The sequence below is a fragment of the Variovorax sp. GW821-FHT09D07 genome, from assembly GCF_059416345.1.
In genome coordinates this window covers 221,142-236,801 of the sequence record NZ_JBWKOY010000009.1, presented here as the reverse complement: position 1 = coordinate 236,801, position 15,660 = coordinate 221,142, and the positions used below count along the sequence as shown (strand labels likewise).

20 protein-coding genes are annotated in these 15,660 nt (G+C 69.5%); 3 read left to right on the top strand and 17 right to left on the bottom strand.

The window, feature by feature from the left end:
- Positions 1–4: 4 nt before the first annotated feature.
- A complete protein-coding gene (locus tag AC07OX_RS26810) occupies positions 5–1,033 on the bottom strand; it encodes a P1 family peptidase (protein WP_495260394.1) in 1,029 nt (342 codons plus the stop codon).
- A 40-nt stretch (positions 1,034–1,073) separates the two neighbouring features.
- On the opposite strand from AC07OX_RS26810, the gene AC07OX_RS26805 reads away from it, so the two are divergent.
- The gene (locus AC07OX_RS26805) at positions 1,074–2,375 is read left to right on the top strand and encodes an NAD(P)/FAD-dependent oxidoreductase (RefSeq protein WP_495260393.1); all 1,302 of its coding nucleotides are present in this window, start codon (positions 1,074–1,076) and stop codon (positions 2,373–2,375) included.
- 13 nt (positions 2,376–2,388) lie between these two features.
- Here the strand turns inward: AC07OX_RS26805 and AC07OX_RS26800 are convergent, their stop codons facing one another.
- The 11 genes from AC07OX_RS26800 to AC07OX_RS26750 all read right to left on the bottom strand — a co-directional run bounded on the left by AC07OX_RS26800 (position 2,389) and on the right by AC07OX_RS26750 (position 10,103).
- A complete protein-coding gene (locus tag AC07OX_RS26800; RefSeq protein ID WP_062475985.1) occupies positions 2,389–2,679 on the bottom strand; it encodes a copper-binding protein in 291 nt (96 codons plus the stop codon).
- A 48-nt stretch (positions 2,680–2,727) separates the two neighbouring features.
- Positions 2,728–3,177, bottom strand: coding sequence for a DUF411 domain-containing protein (locus tag AC07OX_RS26795; RefSeq protein ID WP_495260392.1), 450 nt, complete (start codon positions 3,175–3,177; stop codon positions 2,728–2,730).
- Between the two features lie 21 nt (positions 3,178–3,198).
- On the bottom strand, positions 3,199–3,717 hold the full coding sequence (locus tag AC07OX_RS26790) for a cupredoxin domain-containing protein (protein WP_492727973.1): 519 nt from the start codon (positions 3,715–3,717) through the stop codon (positions 3,199–3,201).
- Between the two features lie 34 nt (positions 3,718–3,751).
- On the bottom strand, positions 3,752–5,140 hold the full coding sequence (locus tag AC07OX_RS26785; protein ID WP_447746243.1) for a multicopper oxidase family protein: 1,389 nt from the start codon (positions 5,138–5,140) through the stop codon (positions 3,752–3,754).
- 1 nt (position 5,141) lies between these two features.
- The gene (locus AC07OX_RS26780; protein ID WP_495260391.1) at positions 5,142–6,641 is read right to left on the bottom strand and encodes a TolC family protein; all 1,500 of its coding nucleotides are present in this window, start codon (positions 6,639–6,641) and stop codon (positions 5,142–5,144) included.
- A 77-nt stretch (positions 6,642–6,718) separates the two neighbouring features.
- Complete coding sequence (locus tag AC07OX_RS26775) at positions 6,719–7,129, bottom strand: hypothetical protein (RefSeq protein ID WP_495260390.1); 411 nt, start codon at positions 7,127–7,129, stop codon at positions 6,719–6,721.
- Positions 7,130–7,169: 40 nt separating this feature from the next.
- Positions 7,170–7,445, bottom strand: coding sequence for a hypothetical protein (locus AC07OX_RS26770; protein ID WP_070062497.1), 276 nt, complete (start codon positions 7,443–7,445; stop codon positions 7,170–7,172).
- The gene (locus tag AC07OX_RS26765; RefSeq protein ID WP_495260389.1) at positions 7,442–8,446 is read right to left on the bottom strand and encodes a glycerophosphodiester phosphodiesterase; all 1,005 of its coding nucleotides are present in this window, start codon (positions 8,444–8,446) and stop codon (positions 7,442–7,444) included. Before AC07OX_RS26765 ends, AC07OX_RS26770 begins: the two co-directional genes overlap by 4 nt.
- Positions 8,443–9,024, bottom strand: coding sequence for a YceB family lipoprotein (locus tag AC07OX_RS26760; protein ID WP_062475964.1), 582 nt, complete (start codon positions 9,022–9,024; stop codon positions 8,443–8,445). The genes AC07OX_RS26765 and AC07OX_RS26760 overlap by 4 nt, the downstream gene beginning before the upstream one ends.
- 72 nt (positions 9,025–9,096) lie before the next feature.
- Positions 9,097–9,585: a GNAT family N-acetyltransferase gene (locus AC07OX_RS26755; RefSeq protein WP_495260388.1), complete on the bottom strand. Its 489-nt coding sequence runs from the start codon at positions 9,583–9,585 to the stop codon at positions 9,097–9,099.
- 11 nt (positions 9,586–9,596) lie between these two features.
- On the bottom strand, positions 9,597–10,103 hold the full coding sequence (locus tag AC07OX_RS26750; protein ID WP_495260387.1) for a P-loop nucleotide/nucleoside kinase family protein: 507 nt from the start codon (positions 10,101–10,103) through the stop codon (positions 9,597–9,599).
- Positions 10,104–10,629: 526 nt separating this feature from the next.
- Between AC07OX_RS26750 and idi the strand changes: the two genes are divergently transcribed.
- Together idi and AC07OX_RS26740 are read left to right on the top strand one after the other, a co-directional pair.
- Entirely contained in the window at positions 10,630–11,175 is a 546-nt protein-coding gene (gene idi, locus AC07OX_RS26745; RefSeq protein WP_495260386.1) for an isopentenyl-diphosphate Delta-isomerase, read from the top strand.
- A gap of 409 nt (positions 11,176–11,584) precedes the next feature.
- Positions 11,585–11,905 carry a LysR family transcriptional regulator gene (locus AC07OX_RS26740; protein ID WP_159275929.1) on the top strand — a complete coding sequence of 107 codons (321 nt, stop codon included), beginning with the start codon at positions 11,585–11,587 and terminating at the stop codon, positions 11,903–11,905.
- A 33-nt stretch (positions 11,906–11,938) separates the two neighbouring features.
- Here AC07OX_RS26740 and AC07OX_RS26735 read toward each other — a convergent pair whose 3' ends face one another.
- From AC07OX_RS26735 to AC07OX_RS26715, 5 genes are read right to left on the bottom strand one after another with little or no spacing between them, the layout of a single operon-like run.
- Positions 11,939–12,724: an amino acid ABC transporter ATP-binding protein gene (locus AC07OX_RS26735; RefSeq protein WP_492696477.1), complete on the bottom strand. Its 786-nt coding sequence runs from the start codon at positions 12,722–12,724 to the stop codon at positions 11,939–11,941.
- Complete coding sequence (locus tag AC07OX_RS26730) at positions 12,708–13,361, bottom strand: amino acid ABC transporter permease (protein WP_095746234.1); 654 nt, start codon at positions 13,359–13,361, stop codon at positions 12,708–12,710. The genes AC07OX_RS26735 and AC07OX_RS26730 overlap by 17 nt, the downstream gene beginning before the upstream one ends.
- A gap of 18 nt (positions 13,362–13,379) precedes the next feature.
- Positions 13,380–14,042, bottom strand: coding sequence for an amino acid ABC transporter permease (locus AC07OX_RS26725; protein WP_495260385.1), 663 nt, complete (start codon positions 14,040–14,042; stop codon positions 13,380–13,382).
- 15 nt (positions 14,043–14,057) lie between these two features.
- The gene (locus AC07OX_RS26720; RefSeq protein ID WP_492696478.1) at positions 14,058–14,855 is read right to left on the bottom strand and encodes a transporter substrate-binding domain-containing protein; all 798 of its coding nucleotides are present in this window, start codon (positions 14,853–14,855) and stop codon (positions 14,058–14,060) included.
- Complete coding sequence (locus AC07OX_RS26715) at positions 14,852–15,616, bottom strand: GntR family transcriptional regulator (protein WP_495260384.1); 765 nt, start codon at positions 15,614–15,616, stop codon at positions 14,852–14,854. Before AC07OX_RS26715 ends, AC07OX_RS26720 begins: the two co-directional genes overlap by 4 nt.
- Positions 15,617–15,660 lie beyond the last annotated feature (44 nt).

Below are 15,660 nucleotides of genomic sequence, written 5' to 3'. Positions count from 1 at the left end.
CGCGTCAGCCGCGCGGTGCGGCCAGGTCGGCGGCGCAGGGAATGTGCAGCTCGCCCACGGTCACCGCGCGCGCGGCGCGCACGGCGCGCACGGTGGCGATGGCGGTGGCTTCGGCGGCCATGGTGCTCAGCACGGTCATGCCGGGCGCATCGCCTTCGAGCGGCACGCGGCCGGTGGCCAGTGCGAACAGCGTGTCGCCGTCGCTCATGGTGTGCACCGGGTTGATGGCGCGCGCCAGGCCGTCGTGCGCCACCATGGCGAGCCGGTTGGCCTGCACCTTGGTCAGCACCGCGTCGGTGGCGATCACGCCGATGGTGGTGTTGGTGCCCGCCAGCAGCGGCTTGGGCAGGTCGCCGCGCAGCAGCGCGCGGCGCGTGTCGAGCAGGGCGCTGCCGTCCTCGGTGCGCGCGCCGGCCACGGGCAGGGCGGTGTCGGGGTCGATCACGTCGCCCAGCGAATTGACTGCGATGAGTGCGCCGACCGTGACGCCGCCCACGGTGACCGAGGCGGTGCCGATGCCGCCCTTCATCGCGCGGTGCACGCCGAAGAGCTTGCCCACCAGTGTGCCGGTGCCCGCGCCCACGTTGCCTTCGGCGGGCGCGTCGGTCGAGGCGGCTTCGCAGGCGGCGTAGCCCGCGGCCGCATCGGGGCGGATGCGCGCGTCGCCCATCGGCAGGTCGAACAGCACGGCGGCCGGCACGATGGGCAGGGTGCCGAAGCGCACGTCCATGCCGACGCCGCGTTCTTCGAGCCAGCGCATCGCGCCCTCGGCGGCGGCCAGGCCCCAGGCGCTGCCGCCGGCGAGCATGACGGCGTGCACTTCCTGCACGAGGTTGCCGGGCGAGAGCAGGTCGGTCTCACGCGTACCGGGCGCGGCGCCGCGCACATCGACACCGGCCACGGCGCCGTCGCGCGCGAGGATCACGGTGCAGCCGGTGGGGCGGCGGGTGTCGGAGAAATGGCCGACTTCGATGCCGGCGACGTCGGTGATGGCACCGGCGCGAGAAGAGGGGGAAGAAGACGCAGCGGACATGGCGGCCGATTATGGGACCGCGACCTTTACGATCCCCACAATGACAGTTGCAAGAAGTTTCTCCCCCGAGGGCGGCAGCCGCCACGTGGTGGTGATCGGCGCGGGCGCGGTGGGCTGCGCCACCGCCATCGAGGCCCTGCGCGCGGGCCTGCGCGTGACGCTGGTGGAGCCCGGCGAGCCGGGTGGCCCGCAGGCCACGAGCTACGGCAACGCCGGCTGGCTGTCGTCGCACTCCGTGGTGCCGCCCGCGCTGCCGGGGGCCTGGCGCAAGGTGCCGGGCTGGCTGGCCGACCCGCTCGGGCCGCTGGCGTTGCGCTGGCGCCACCTGCCGCGCGCGCTGCCGTGGCTGTTGCGCTACCTGGCCTCGGGCTGGACCGAGGCGCGCGTGCAGCGCACCGCCGACGCATTGCGCACGCTGCTGGCCGATGCGCCCGCGCTGCATGCGCAACTGGCCGCCGAGGCCGGCGTGCCGCAGCTCATCGAACGGCGCGGGCTGCTGCATGCCTACCGTTCACGCGCCGAGTTCGACGGCGACGCGCTGGGCTGGCGCGTGCGCCGGCGCGCCGGTGTCCAGTGGGAAGAATGGCCGGCGGACGAACTGCGCCGTCGCGAGCCCGATCTGGCCACGCGCTACACGCTCGGCATCTTCGTGCCCGAAGCCGGCCACTGCCGCAATCCGGGCGCCTACGTGGCGGCCCTCGCTCAACATGCGCTCGACGCGGGCGCCGAACGCGTCGCCGCGCGGGCCACCGGCTTTCGCATCGAGGGCGGCCGGCTGCGCGCCGTGCGCACCGAGGCCGGGGAGATCGCCTGCGACGGCGCCGCCATCTGCGCCGGCGCGCGCTCGGGCCCGCTGGCCGCGGCGGCAGGCTCGGCGGTGCCGCTGGAGTCCGAGCGCGGCTACCACGTGGTGCTCGAAGCCGCCACGGCCGGCCCGCGCACGCCGACCATGGTGGCCGACGGCAAACTCATCGCGCACTGGATGGACGGCGGCCTGCGCGCGGCGGGCCAGGTGGAGATCGCGGGCCTCGAAGCGGCGCCCGACTGGCGCCGCGCCGAGATCCTGCACGCGCATCTGCAATCGATGTTCCCGTCGCTGGCACCGCCCGCGCCCGGTGCGCCTTCGGTGGCGCACTGGCTCGGACACCGCCCGAGCCTGCCCGACGGCCTGCCGTGCATCGGCCCGTCGGCGGCCAGCGGCGACATCGTGCTGGCCTTCGGGCATGGCCACGTCGGCCTGTGCGGCTCGGCGCGAACCGGGCGGCTGGCGGCGCAACTGCTGGCGGGCGTTGCGCCGGAGATACCGCTGGCGCCCTTCGATCCGGGGCGCTTCAGGTCCTGAGGTTCACAGCTTCTCAGTTCGCCGGCGTGATCGACAGCACGGTGAGTGCGCCGTCGACCTTGTCGACGGTGAACTTCACCTTGTCGCCGGCCTTCACCTTGGCGAGCAGCGCCGGGTCGCTCACGCGGAACACCATGGTCATGCCGGTCATCTCGAGGTTCGGGATGTCGCCGTGGCGCAGGGTGATCTTCTTGGCGTCGGTGTCGACCTTGCGGACTTCGCCGTCGACCTGGGGCAGCGCGGCCTGCGCGAACGCCGCGGCGGCGAGCACGAGGGTGGAGAGGGCGGTGAGGACTTTTTTCATGGTCGGAGTTCCTTCCTTGTTTGGATGGGATGAAGGGTAAAGAGGGGGTCAGCGGTAGCTCTGGAAGACGCGCGTGCTGCCGTCGGCCAGCACCAGCAGCACGTCGTAGGCGTCGCGCTGGTTGCCGTAGGCCGGGCCGTCCATGCCGGGCGAGCCGATCGGCATGCCAGGCACGGCCAGGCCGACGGCCTTGGGCTTTTCCTTCAGCAGGCGCTGCATCTCGCGCGCCGGCACGTGGCCTTCGATGGCGTAGCCGCCGACGCGGCCGGTGTGGCACGAACCCAGCTTGACTGGAATACCGAGCCGCTCGCGCGCGGGGCCGTTGCCCTCGTCGTGCACGCGCGTGGCAAAGCCGTTCTTGTTGAGGTGCTTGACCCAGTCCTGGCAGCAGCCGCAGTTCGGGTCTTTCCAGATCTCGACCATCGGCGCGGCGGCCTGCGCGGCGAGCGGCAGGGACGCGGTGGCGGCGGCGAGTTTCAGGAGGGTTCGTCGTTGCATGGTGGGGTTCCTTTCAGTGGGTCATCGTGCGGGCGCGGCAGCGGCCCGCACGCGCACGCGGCCGGCCATGCCGAGTTCGTAGTGGTCCTTCACGAGGCAGGCGAAATCGAAGTCGCCGGCGCGGTTGAAGGTCCAGATCAGTTCGCCGGTCTTGCCCGGCTGCACGTGCGCCATCCAGGGCTCGTCGTGCTCCATGCCGGGGTGCTTCTTCATCATGGCGGCATGGTCCTCGATGACGGCGGTGGTGCCAAGCACGAGCTCGTGCAGGTCCTTGCCGCGGTTCTTCAGCCGCAGGCGGATGGTGTCGCCTTCGCGCACCTCCAGGACCGAGGGCGTGAAGGTCATGTCGTCGGCCATCGCGATGTCGATCGTGCGCTTCACGGCGCTGGCCTTGCCGGCGATGCCCCAGGCTTTCTGCTCGGGTGCGAGCGATGCGGCGGCGGTGCCGGCCTTGGGTGCGTGGCTTTCGTGGGCCGTGGCGAAGGGGGTGACGGCTGCGAGCGCAAGGCCGGCGACGAGGGTGGAGAAACGGGTGTTCATGAAGGGAATCTCAAAAAAAGTTGGATCGATGCGATCAGTGGTTGTGGGCTCCATGGCCCGAGGGCTTGCGCACGGTGGCGCTGCCGCTGTCGGGGCTGGCGGGCGCGGCGCCCGTCTTGCGCGGCGCCACGGGCGCACCGCTGGCCGACACCTCGCGCGCGACCGTGCCGGCCGGGTGCTTGAACCAGCCCGGGTCGCGGTAGTCGCCCGGCTTCTGGTCGCGCCGCACCTTCAGCAGCGTGAACATGCCGCCCATCTCGGCCGAGCCGAAGGGGCCGGTGCCGGTCATCATGGGCACGGTGTTCTCGGGAATGGGCATTTCCATCTCGCCCATGTCGGCCATGCCCTTGTCGCCCATCACCATGTAGTCGGGCACGAGCTTCTTGATCTTCTCGGCCACGCCCTTGTGGTCCACGCCGATCATGGTCGGCACGTCGTGGCCCATCGGGCCCATGGTGTGGTGTGCCTTGTGGCAGTGCAGCGCCCAGTCGCCTTCCTCGTCGGCGATGAACTCCATCTGCCGCATCTGGCCCACCGCCACGTCGACCGACACCTCGGGCCAGCGCGCGGTGCGCGGCACGGGGCCGCCGTCGGTGCCCGTGACCTCGAACTCGTGGCCGTGGATGTGGATCGGGTGGTTGGTCATCGTGAGGTTGCCCGCGCGGATGCGCACGCGGTCGCCACGGCGCACGTTGAGCGTGTCGATGGCCGGGAACACGCGGCTGTTGAAGCTCCAGATGTTGAAGTCGGTCATGGTGTTGACCTTGGGCGTGGCGCTGCCGGGCTCCACGTCGAAGCTGCCGAGCAGGAAGCAGAAGTCGCGGTCGACCTTCTCGATCAGCGGATGCTCCGCCTTCGGGTGCGTGACCCAGAAGCCCATCATCCCCATCGCCATCTGCACCATCTCGTCGGCATGCGGGTGGTACATGAAGGTGCCGGGGCGGCGCGCCGTGAACTCGTAGACGAAGGTCTTGCCCGGCGGGATGTGCGGCTGCGTGATGCCGCCCACGCCGTCCATGCCGTTGGGCAGGCGCTGGCCGTGCCAGTGCACGGTGGTGTGCTCGGGCAGCTTGTTGGTCACGAAGATGCGCACGCGGTCGCCCTCGACCACCTCGATGGTCGGGCCCGGCGACTGGCCGTTGTAGCCCCACATGTTGACCTTGAAGCCCGGTGCCATCTCGCGCACCACGGGTTCGGCGACGAGGTGGAATTCCTTGACGCCGGCGTTCATGCGCCAGGGCAGCGTCCAGCCGTTGAGCGTGACGACGGGGTTGTAGGGCCGGCCGTTGGGCGGCACCAGCGGCGGCGCGGTGGCGGTCGATGCCTGCGTCACCGGCTCGGGCAGCGCGGCCATGCTCACGCGGCTCACGGTGGTGGCGGCCACGGCCGTGGCGGCGCCCGCAAAGAAGTTGCGACGGTTCATGTCAGTGGCCTCCCGCCGCAGGTTCGTTGGTGGCGGCAGTTTGCAGAGCCGTCATGCCGCCGGGCGAGCTGCCCGTGAGCACCAGTTGAAGATCGGTGTCGGCCAGCCAGAAGTCGCGCTGGGCCTCCATGCCGGCGTTCACGGCGAGCATGCTCGCGCGCGTTTCGCCGAGCAGCTCCCACACGCTGGCGAGCATGCCGTTGTAGCGCAGCACCATCTCCTCGTTGACCTGCTTGCGCAGCGGCAGCACCTCGTCGCGGTAGCGACGCGCCAGGGCGTAGGCGGTGTTCCAGCCCTGCCAGGCTTCGCGCGCCTCGCTGGCGGCGAGCACGCCCACGTCGCGCACGCGCGCGGCCGACTGCAGGTACTGCGCCTCGGCGCGGCCGCTGCGGGCCTGGCCCCAGTCGAAGATCGGAATCGGCAGCTCGAGCTCGAAGCCGCGCGTGGTCGATTTCGAGCGATCGGCGTCGTTCTCGAAGGTGGTGTTGCGCACCACGCCCAGTTCCATCGCATTGATCATGCGGGTGGCGTGCGTGAGGCCGAGCGAACCGGCCACGGCCGTGTTCTGCGCCTGCGCCGAGCGCACGTCGAGCCGGTCGCGCAGCGCCAGGGCCTGCACGTCGCCGAGCTCGGGCGCGGCCTTCGGCAGTGGCGGCAGGCGGTCGGGCAGGGTGTAGGCGGTGCGCGCGCCGCTCAGGCCCAGCAGGCGCGTGAGCTGTTCGCGGCTGGCGACGGCCGCCTGTTCGGCGCGTGCGAGCTGCGCGGATGCGTCGGCCAGCAGCAGCTGTTCGCGCGTGCGCTGCAGCGCGCTCCAGTTGCCGACTTTGGCCATGCGGTGCGCCAGTTCGGCACCGGCCTCGGTGGCGTCCTTCGCGTCGCGCAGGTAGCTCACGCTCTGCTGCGCGGCCACCGCGCGCACCCAGGCGCGGCGGGTGTCGGCGGCCAGCAGCAGCACGCTTTGCGCCGCCTGCAGCTTGGCCGCTTCGTGCCGTTGGCCGGCCCAGCGCGCCTGCCACGGCAGCGTGAGCAGGCCCACCACGTTGAAAGTCAGCATGCGCTCGAACTCACGCTCGCTGCCTTGCGCCAGGCGGCTGAAAGACAGCACCGGGTTCGGCAGGCTCGCGGCCTGCACGCGGTCGGCGTCGCTCAGTTGCAGCGTGGCAAAGGCGTCCTGCACGCGCGGGCTGTTGACGAGCGCGATGCGCACGGCGGCTTCGGCGTCCAGCGGTTTGGCCAGCAGCGCGTCGACGCTTTGCTGCGAGGCGTCGTCCGGCTTGCGCTGGGCTGCGGCGCCCGCCATGAGCGGGTTGCCGTCGACCAGCGCCTGCACGTCGCCGGCGCCGCCGTCGGGCGACAGGCTGGCGCAGCCGGCGAGCACCAACGCAGCGGTCAGCGCGGTGGCGGTTCTGAGGAATGAGAGGTGACTTTTTCGCCCGAGGGGCGGGCTATCTGTTCGATAGCAGGGGATGCCGGCATACGGCCGGCGAGCAAGGGAATTCACGAGCGATCTCCATGGGCAATACGGCGAACGCTGCGAGCCGGGAAGGGCTCACTGCGGACGGACTACGGGCAGGAAGATCAGGAAATGGGCGGCTTGAAGCCCAGGACGGGCTCGGCGCTGGCAAAGCGGGCCGCGTGCGCGGCCGGCGGCGCCTGGGGCGCCGCATGCGGGGTGTCGACCAGCGGCATGCCGCCGAGTGCCACCGTGTGGCAGACCTGGCAGGCGACACAGGTGCCGCAGTTCGCGTGGTCGGTGCCGTGGGACTGCTGCGAATCGCTGCTGCTGCCGTGCATGGCCGCCATGTCGTGGCCGCTGTCAGCCTCCATGGTGGCGTCATGGCAGTGCGATTCGGCGATGCCGTTTGCCGCGGCCACCACCGCCTCGGCGGCGGGCAGCGAATGCCGCACCATCTCGAGCGCCATGGCGTCGCCGAGCCAGCCGCGGATGGGCAGCAGGGCGATCATGAGGGCGAGCAGCAGGGTGCGCATGGTTGGGCGCGATGATAAACCGGGGCGGGGCGTCAGCGCCTCAAGACACCAGTTGGCCGCGGGCCTTGTCGACCCACACCTGCAGGTTGTCGAGCAGGTCTTTCTGGCTGAAGGAGCAGCTTTCCTCGCTGAAGAGCGCGCTCGATTCGAGGCGGTCCAGCAGGTTCAGCAGCACCTCGCCGTAGCGCGGCGGCAGGGCGCCGAGCAGCTCGGTGCTGGCGCGCGCGGCCGTGGACAGCGTGGCGACCGAGCCGCCACCGCCTTGCAGCGCGGCGATGCCCGAGGCGATGGTGTCGAGTTGCGTCACGGTGCTCATGAGGTGGCCTTCGCTGGTGGTGGCAGTGCCAGCCCGCGTTCGCGCATCAGGTCGCGCAGCACGTCGGGGTAGTCGGTGATCAGGCCATCCGCGCCTGCGTCCATGAGCCGCACCATGTCGGCGCGCTGGTTCACGGTCCAGGGCACGACCTTCATGCCGAGCTTCTGCGCCTCGCGGATCGCGGGGGCGCCCAGGTCGGCATGCGCCGGCGACCAGATCACCGGGCCGGCCGATGCACCGGCCGCGGCCTTCACCAGCTGCGGCACCGAGGCGAAGCTCGCGGGGGCGAGGCCGGCGGTCCAGCGGCTGTCTTTCAGCGTGCGGGGCGTGGTGAGGTAGGCGCGCGACAGCTGCGGCGCGAGCTGGCCGACCAGCGCGAGCGTGCGCCAGTCGAAGCTCTGGATGGTCACGCGGTCGGCCATCTTCGCCTTGTCGATCTCGGCCAGCAGCGCGCGCACCATGGGCTCGGGCGCGGCGGTCTCGTCGGGCTTGGTCGGGTCGATCTTGGTCTCGATGTTGAAGTGCACCCGCGCGGCATCGGCACCGCGCGCCTGCACCTGCGCGAACAGCGCGGCCAGCGTGGGAATGCGCTCGCCGTCGCGCGGCTGCTGCAACGCGAACTGCTTGCCGTAGTTGCTCTCGGGGTTGAGGCGGCCCACATCGTAGGTCTGCAGCTGCGCCAGCGTGAGCGAGCGCACGGAAGGGGCGGGCTTGGCCGTGAGCCAGGCGCCGCGCGCGTCGCGCGTGTGGTCGGCGTTGAGCGCCGTGTCGTGCGACACCACCACCACGCCGTCGGCCGTGAGCCCGATGTCGAGTTCGAGCGTGGTCACGCCCAGATTCATTGCGTTCGAGAACGCGGCCAGCGTGTTCTCGGGCGCCAGGCCGCGTCCACCGCGGTGGGCCTGCAGGTCGAAATGCTGCTTCACTTTGGGGGCGATGGCGGTGCAGCCGGCGCCGAGCAGGGCGGCGGCGATCAGGAGAAAGGCGGCGCGATGTTTCATTTGAGTTGCACTTTGATGCCGTTGTCTTGCACCGTGATGTCGCCCACCTCGTAGGTCTTGCGCCCCACCGTGAGCTCGTCGGCCGTGAAGCTGCGCAGGATCTGGCCCTGCAGCAGTTCCTGCGCGACCACCGCGCCGACCTTCTGCAGGCGCTCGGCGTCGCGGCCTTCCACGCCCTGCAGCTCGAGCCGCTCGGCCTTGGGCTGGTCCAGCCGCAGCGCGCGCGCCGCCGCGTCGTAGCGCAGCGCGCTGCTCACCGACACCACGCCCTGCACCGGCGAGGCCGCCAGCAGCGGGCTGGCGATGGTCAGCGTGGCCGTGATGGCCGCGCGGTTGGCGCGCCCGTCCAGGCCCAGCTGCGGGTCGCGCAGCCCGACCATGAAGATCTCGGCATAGCGCTCGGCCACCGGAAAGCGCTTGGCGATCTGCGACTGCAGCTCCTCGCGCGTGGCGGTGTACTCGTTGGTGAAGAAGTTGAAGCCGGCCAGCGCCGCGAACGGCGCGGGCAGGGCGGCGGCGCCCAGCAGCGCGCGCAGCACCCGACGGCGGAAATGAGAGGGCGGGATTCGGTCGGTCATGGAGCTTGCGAGCTTGCCACAGGCCACGATGTTCCCGCCAGCGGCGTAAGGGCGCGCCGGCGTGTCGGAGGTTCAGCCGTTCACGCGCAGTTCGTAACGCGCAAACGTCCCGCCGCGCAGGTCGATGCAGCTGTGCAGTGCGAAGCCGAAGCCTTCGTACAGCGTGCGCAGCGCGGCGCGGTCGGCCACGCAGTCCAGCCGCAGCCAGGGGCGCCCGAGCGCGCGGGCGTGGTCGCGTGCATGGCCCAGCAGCGCGCGCGACACGCCCCGGCCCGCCCAGGCGCGGCGCACGGCCAGCTTGTGCACGAACAGCGCGCTGCCGGGCGCGATCTCGGGCCAGAACGACGGGTCTTCCAGGTCCAGGCGCATCACGCCGGCCCAGTCGCCGTTCTCCTTGGCCACCACGTAGCGGCCGGCGTCGGTGTCGCGCTGGATGCGTTCGAGGCCGGTGTCGGCGGCGCTCCAGAGCGGACGTCCGTCCTCGGCGAGCCATTGCGCGGCTTCGGTCAACACGGCCGCGACGGCGGGCGCTTCGGTGGAAAGGGCGGGTTCGATGTGCATCGGCGCGCAGCTTACCGATCGTGGCGGATCACGTGGAAGCCTTCCTCGGCCGTGGGCGGTACGAAGTGGCGGGTGATCAGGTCGAACTGCGCGTCGGAGGTTTCGAACGGATGCTCGCCCGCCGCGTTGCGCGCCCGCAGCCGTGCCTTGCAGATGTCGTCCGGCACGTCGAGAAAGTGCAGCTGGTGCGCCGCGCCGGCCTGCTCGAAGAGGCCGCGCGCCCAGGCCCGGTTGCTCACGGTGTTGGCCGGAAAGTCGAGCACCACCGACACGCCGGCGCCCAGCAGCGCGCAGACGTGCTCGCCCATCGCCTGCTTGAGCCGGCCGGCGGCGCGCGCGTAGTCGGGCTGCGCGTGGATTTCACCGGGGTAGAGCGCGGCGAGCCAGGTGTCCTCGCTGATGCACACGGTGGCGGGCGCCTGCGCCAGGCGCCGGGTCAGCGTGGATTTTCCGGCGCCGATCTTGCCGCAGACCATGTGCAGCACGGGCGGGGGAGATGTGGGTGGTGTCGGTGTCATTCGGTCTCCTGCGGGTGGGGGAACAGACCTCGGGAGACGGACAAGAAAAACCCGCCTCCTGGGGCGGGTTGCATGGCGTGGTTTCGAACCGTGCGCTAGCTCACCAGCTCTCGCGAGAGCGGGCGAATGATCGATGCGGTGCGAAGGCGGGCCATGGAGGGCGAGGTTAACCCGGCCCGGGGCGCGCGGGAACGCGGCGGCGATCACGCGTTGCCGATGGCGCGCCTTTGACCAGGCAACGGGGGCGAACCAGGAACCACGGTTCGAAATGCGCAAGAAATACCTATGGGGCTATTTGGGCGCATTTGTGAATCGGATTCGATATTTTTGTTATCTGTGTAATTATTTGTGTTTATTCCATTTTTTATATTCTTCGTCGATGTAATCAGTTAGAACTAATTTGAATTTCTTATTGCGGTCTGGCAAAAAATACGTGCTAAAGAAGGGAGCCGGTTTTTTTCGAAGCCGCCAGGCCACGGAAATCGCAGGGCCGCGAGGCTCCGGGCCCTCACTTCTGGAACAGCTCATGGACGAATTCCTGATCGCCGTCGACGCCGAAGACCGGCCGCTGCACGCGGTCGAAAAGATGAGTGCCCACCGCGAGGGCATCCTGCACCGGGCGTTCTCGATTTTCCTGTTCGACACGCAGGGCCGGGTGCTGCTGCAGCAGCGCGCGCTGGGCAAGTACCACTCGCCCGGCCTGTGGAGCAACAGTTGCTGTGGGCATCCGCGCCCCGGCGAGGACACCGGCGCGGCCGCCCTGCGGCGGCTGCACGAAGAGCTGGGCCTGCGGTGCGCGCTGCAGCCGGTGACAGCCTTTCTCTACCGGGAGGCGGTGTCCGCGGAGCTGGTCGAGCACGAGTACGACCACGTGTTCGTCGGCATCGCGCACGACCTGCCGCAACCCGACCCCGGCGAGGTGCGCGAGTGGCGATGGCTGGCATTGCCCGAGTTGCACCGCGAACTGGCGCGGGCCCCGGCGCACTTCACCATCTGGCTGCACCGCATCGCCGAGCGCTTCGGGCCGGAAGGCCTGGGAGCCTGGCGGGAGCGCGCATTGGCGACGCATTGACGGCGCATTGGCGCGCGGCCCCGGCCAGGCCCGCAAGGCCCACCGATTCCCGTGGCTTTCGGTCGAATTGCACCTAACGCCAAAGTTCTATATCAAAAAAATTCTCTTTAACAGGAACTGCAATTGCACTAAATTCTCAATTCACTCCCGGCGATGCCTTACAAGCCTGGGAGTCGGTTAATTCAAGGATTTGATGAGAAGGAATCACCTCTGTTGAATTGGATTGGATCCGTGGTTTGCGTCCGTGGTCATGGGAATTCACGCAATTAGAATTCCCCGTTGCGTGGCCTTCTCGCCATTCGATGCGATTGAATTGCTTTGAAAGAAGGCAGACATGAAGCAGAAGAGCGAACAGGCCGCGGTGTACCCCTGCACGTCCACAACAGCCCCCGGCTGAAAGGGGGCTGCGGTGTTGCGCATCACCTTCCGGCAACTGGAGGCCTTTCACTGGGCCGCGACATTGGGCTCCGTCAACGCGGCGGCCCGCCACCTCTTTGTCAGCCAACCGGCCATCACGGCCCGCGTGAGGGAGCTCGAAGGCATCCTCGGGCACGCGCTGTTCGCGCGCAGCCAGCAGGGCGTGCAGCTGACCGCGGCCGGCGACGAACTCTTCCAGCAGGTGCAGCAGCTGCTGAAGGCGGGCGAAGAGGTCGAGCGGCGCGGCGGACGGCTGGTGCCGCCGCTGGCCGCGGGGCTGCGGCTGGGCATCGACGAATCGCAGCACCTGTAGCGGCGGCGGCTGCTGCTGCCGCCGCGCGCGCGGTCAGTCGTGCAGCGACGACAGGAACTGCTTTAGCTCCGGCGTCTGCGGCGCACCGAACAGTTCCGCCGGCGGACCCATCTCGTGCACGCGGCCCTGGTGCATGAAGATCACGCGGTCGCTGACCTTGCGCGCAAAGCTCATCTCGTGCGTGACCATCAACAGCGTCATGCCTTCGTCGGCCAGCGACTCCACCACGCGCAGCACCTCGCCCACCAGCTCGGGGTCGAGCGCCGAGGTGATCTCGTCGCACAGCAGCACCGCCGGCTCCATCGCGAGCGCGCGCGCAATGGCCACGCGCTGCTGCTGGCCGCCCGACAGCTGCTCGGGCATCGCATCGAACTTCTCGGCCAGGCCCACGCGTTCGAGCAGCTTGCGCGCCTGCGAAGCGGCTTCCACCTGCGATCGCTTCTTCACCAGCGTGGGCGCGAGCATCACGTTCTTGCCGACCGTGAGGTGCGGGAACAGGTTGAAGCCCTGGAAGATCATGCCCACGCGCTGGCGCAGCGTGCGCATGGCCATCGCGCTCTCATGCAGGAGCGGCTTGCCGTCGACCGTGAGTGCCCCTTCCTGGAACACCTCGAGCCCGTTGATGCAGCGCAGCAGCGTGCTCTTGCCCGAGCCGCTCTTGCCGATGATGGCGATCACCTCGCCGCGCTTCACATCGAGGTCGATGCCCTTGAGCACCTCGTTCGTGCCGTAGGACTTGCGCAGCGCCGTGATGCGCACGATGGGCGCGGCGAACGATGCGGCTTCGGGTTGTGTTTGGGGTTCAAGCACGGCGGCCATGGGTCTTCCTCTCGAGGGTCTTGGCGTACAGGCTCACGGGGAAGCACAGCACGAAGTAAAGCAGGGCGACGCAGCTGAACACCACGAAGGGCTGGAAGGTGGCGTTCGAGATCATGCTGCCGGCCTTGGTGAGCTCGACGAACCCGATCACCGACGCCAGCGCCGTGCCCTTGATCACCTGCACCAGGAAACCGACCGTGGGTGCGATGGCGATCTTCACGGCCTGCGGCAGGATCACGTGGCGCATCTGCTCGCCGAAGCTCAGCGCCAGGCTGCCCGAGGCCTCCCACTGGCCTTTCGGAATCGAGGCCACGCAGCCGCGCCAGATCTCGGTGAGAAAGGCGCTGGTGTACAGCGTGAGCGCCACGCTCGCGGCCGTCCACGCCGACACGTCGATGCCGAACAGCGCGATGCCGAAGTAGGCGAGAAACAGCTGCATCAGCAGCGGCGTGCCCTGGAACAGCTGCACGTACAGGCCCACGGCCCGCTGCGCCGCCTTGCCGCCGCGCAGCCGCGCGAACAGCAGCAGCGCGCCCACGATCCCGCCGCCGACGAAGGCGATGAGCGAGAGCACGACGGTCCAGCGCAGCGCCATCAGCAGGTTGCGCAGGATGTCCCACAGAGAAAAATCGACCATGGTGCAAGGGCCTCGCGTTCAGCGGCCGAAGAGGAAGCGCGGCCCCGCCCACTGGAGCAGGCGGCGCAGCGCCACGGCCAGCGCCAGGTAGATGAGCGTGGCGACGATGAAGGATTCGAAGGCGCGGAAGTTGCGACTCTGGATCAGGTTGGCCGCATAGCTCAGCTCCTCGGTCGAGATCTGCCCGCACACCGCCGAGCCCAGCATCACGATGACGATCTGGCTCACCATCGCGGGCCACACCTTCTTGAGCGCCGGCGGCAGCACCACGCGCAGGAACACTTGCGCCTTGCTGAGCGCCAGGCTCACGGCGGCTTCGATCTGCCCCTTGGGCGTGGCCTCGATGCCAGCGCGGATGATCTCGGTGGAATACGCGCCCAGGTTCATCACCATCGCGATCACCGACGCCACCTCGGGCGAGAGCTTCACGCCCGCGGCCGGCAGTCCGAAGAAGATGAAGAACAGCTGCACGATGAAGGGCGTGTTGCGGATCAGCTCCACGTACGCGCCCACGAGCGCGCGCAGCCACGCCGGCCCGCCCGAGCGGGCCCACGCGCACAGCGTGCCCACGGCCAGCCCGAGCACGGTGCCCACGGCCGTGAGGCCCAGCGTCCATGCCACGCCGCGCAGCAGCAGCGGCCATTCGGCGAGCACCGCGCCGAAGTCGAATTCAATGCCCATGGCCGCGCCCTTCGCTCAGACCGGCAGGTCGCCGGCGGCCTTGCCGAGCCACTTCTTGGACATCGCGTCGAGCGTGCCGTCCTTCTTGGCGGCGGCAATGATCTCGTTGACCCGGGTCTTCAATGCGGTCTCGCCCTTGGCGATGCCGATGAAGCAGGGGCTGTCTTTCAGCAGCAGCTTGTACTCGGCACTCACCTTCGGGTTCTTCGCGAGCATGTCGCCGGCCACCGCCGCGCTGGTGGCGAGGGTCTGCGTCTGGCCGGCCACGAAGGCGGCGATCGTCGCGTTGTTGTCCTCGAAGCGGCGGTAGTCGACGTTCGGCGGCGCCACCTTGTTCAGTTCCTGGTCTTCCATGGCGCCGCGCGTCACGGCGACGGTCTTGCCGGCCATGTCGGCGAAGCTGGTGAGCTTCATGCTCTTGGCCGCATACACGGCCTGGAAGAAGGGCGCGTAGGCCGCGCTGAAGTCGATCACCTTCTCGCGCTCGACGTTCTTGCCGAGCGTGGAGATCACGAGGTCGGCCTTGCGCGTCTGCAGGTAGGGGATGCGGTTGGCGCTGGTCACCGGCACCAGCTCGACCTTCACGCCGAGCTTGGCGGCGACGAGCTGCGCCATCTCGACGTCCAGGCCCTGCGGCTGCATGTTGCGGTCGACCGAGCCGTAGGGCGGGTAGTCGGTGGGCACGGCGATCTTGATGGTCTTGGCCTTGAGCACGTTGTCGAGCGCGTTCTGCGCCTGGGCGGCGCCGGTGGCGGCCAGCAGGGCGACGCTGGCCAGCGCGAGGGCAAAACGGCGGGAGGCGAAAGAGGTCATAGCAGGGCTCCTAGGTAGGTCGATGAATCGGTGGTGGCGTCGTCGGCGGGCGCGGCCTTGCGGCGGCGTTTCGGCGTGGGCGTGGGGGTGTTGTTCAGCGGTGCCAGCGCATCGCGCAGCTGCGCGAGCGGGTCGGCGGGGGCCTGCACGCGCAGCGCCGACTGCACCGTGCCGATGTGTTCGGCCATCAGCGCCTCGGCGGCGGCGTGGTCGCCGCGCTCCAGCGCCGCGACGATCTGCACGTGGTCTTCGCACGACTGCACCGCGTCGTGCGTGCTCTGGTAGAGCATGGCGATCAGCGTGGTGCGCGCGGTGAAGTCGCGCAGCGTGTCGGCCAGCAGCGTGTTGCCCAGGCACTCGGCCAGGCACACATGGAAGTCGCCCAACAGGAAGCTGCGGTGGCCGACGTCGCTCTCTTTCAGTGCGGCTTTTTCACGCTGCAGGTGCGCCTTCAGCTGGCGCAGGGCGGCCTTGTCGATCTTGTCGGTACTGCGGATGAGCCCGAGCTCGATCACGCGCCGCGCCTCGAAGGCCTCGCGCGCCTCGTCCTGCGAGGGCTCGATGACGAACCAGCCGCGCCGCGCGCTCACCGTGACGATGCCGCGCGCGGCCAGCCGTGTGAGCGCCTCGCGCACGATGGTGCGGCTGCAGTCGAACAGCATCGCCAGCGGCTGCTCGCCCAGGCGCGCGCCGGGCGCGAGCTTCTGCGCCATCACCGCTTCGACGATGCGTGCACTGATTTCGGATGCGGAGATGGCCATAGGCCTGCATATCAGCAGCTTCCGTGCCAACTGGTATGCAAGCC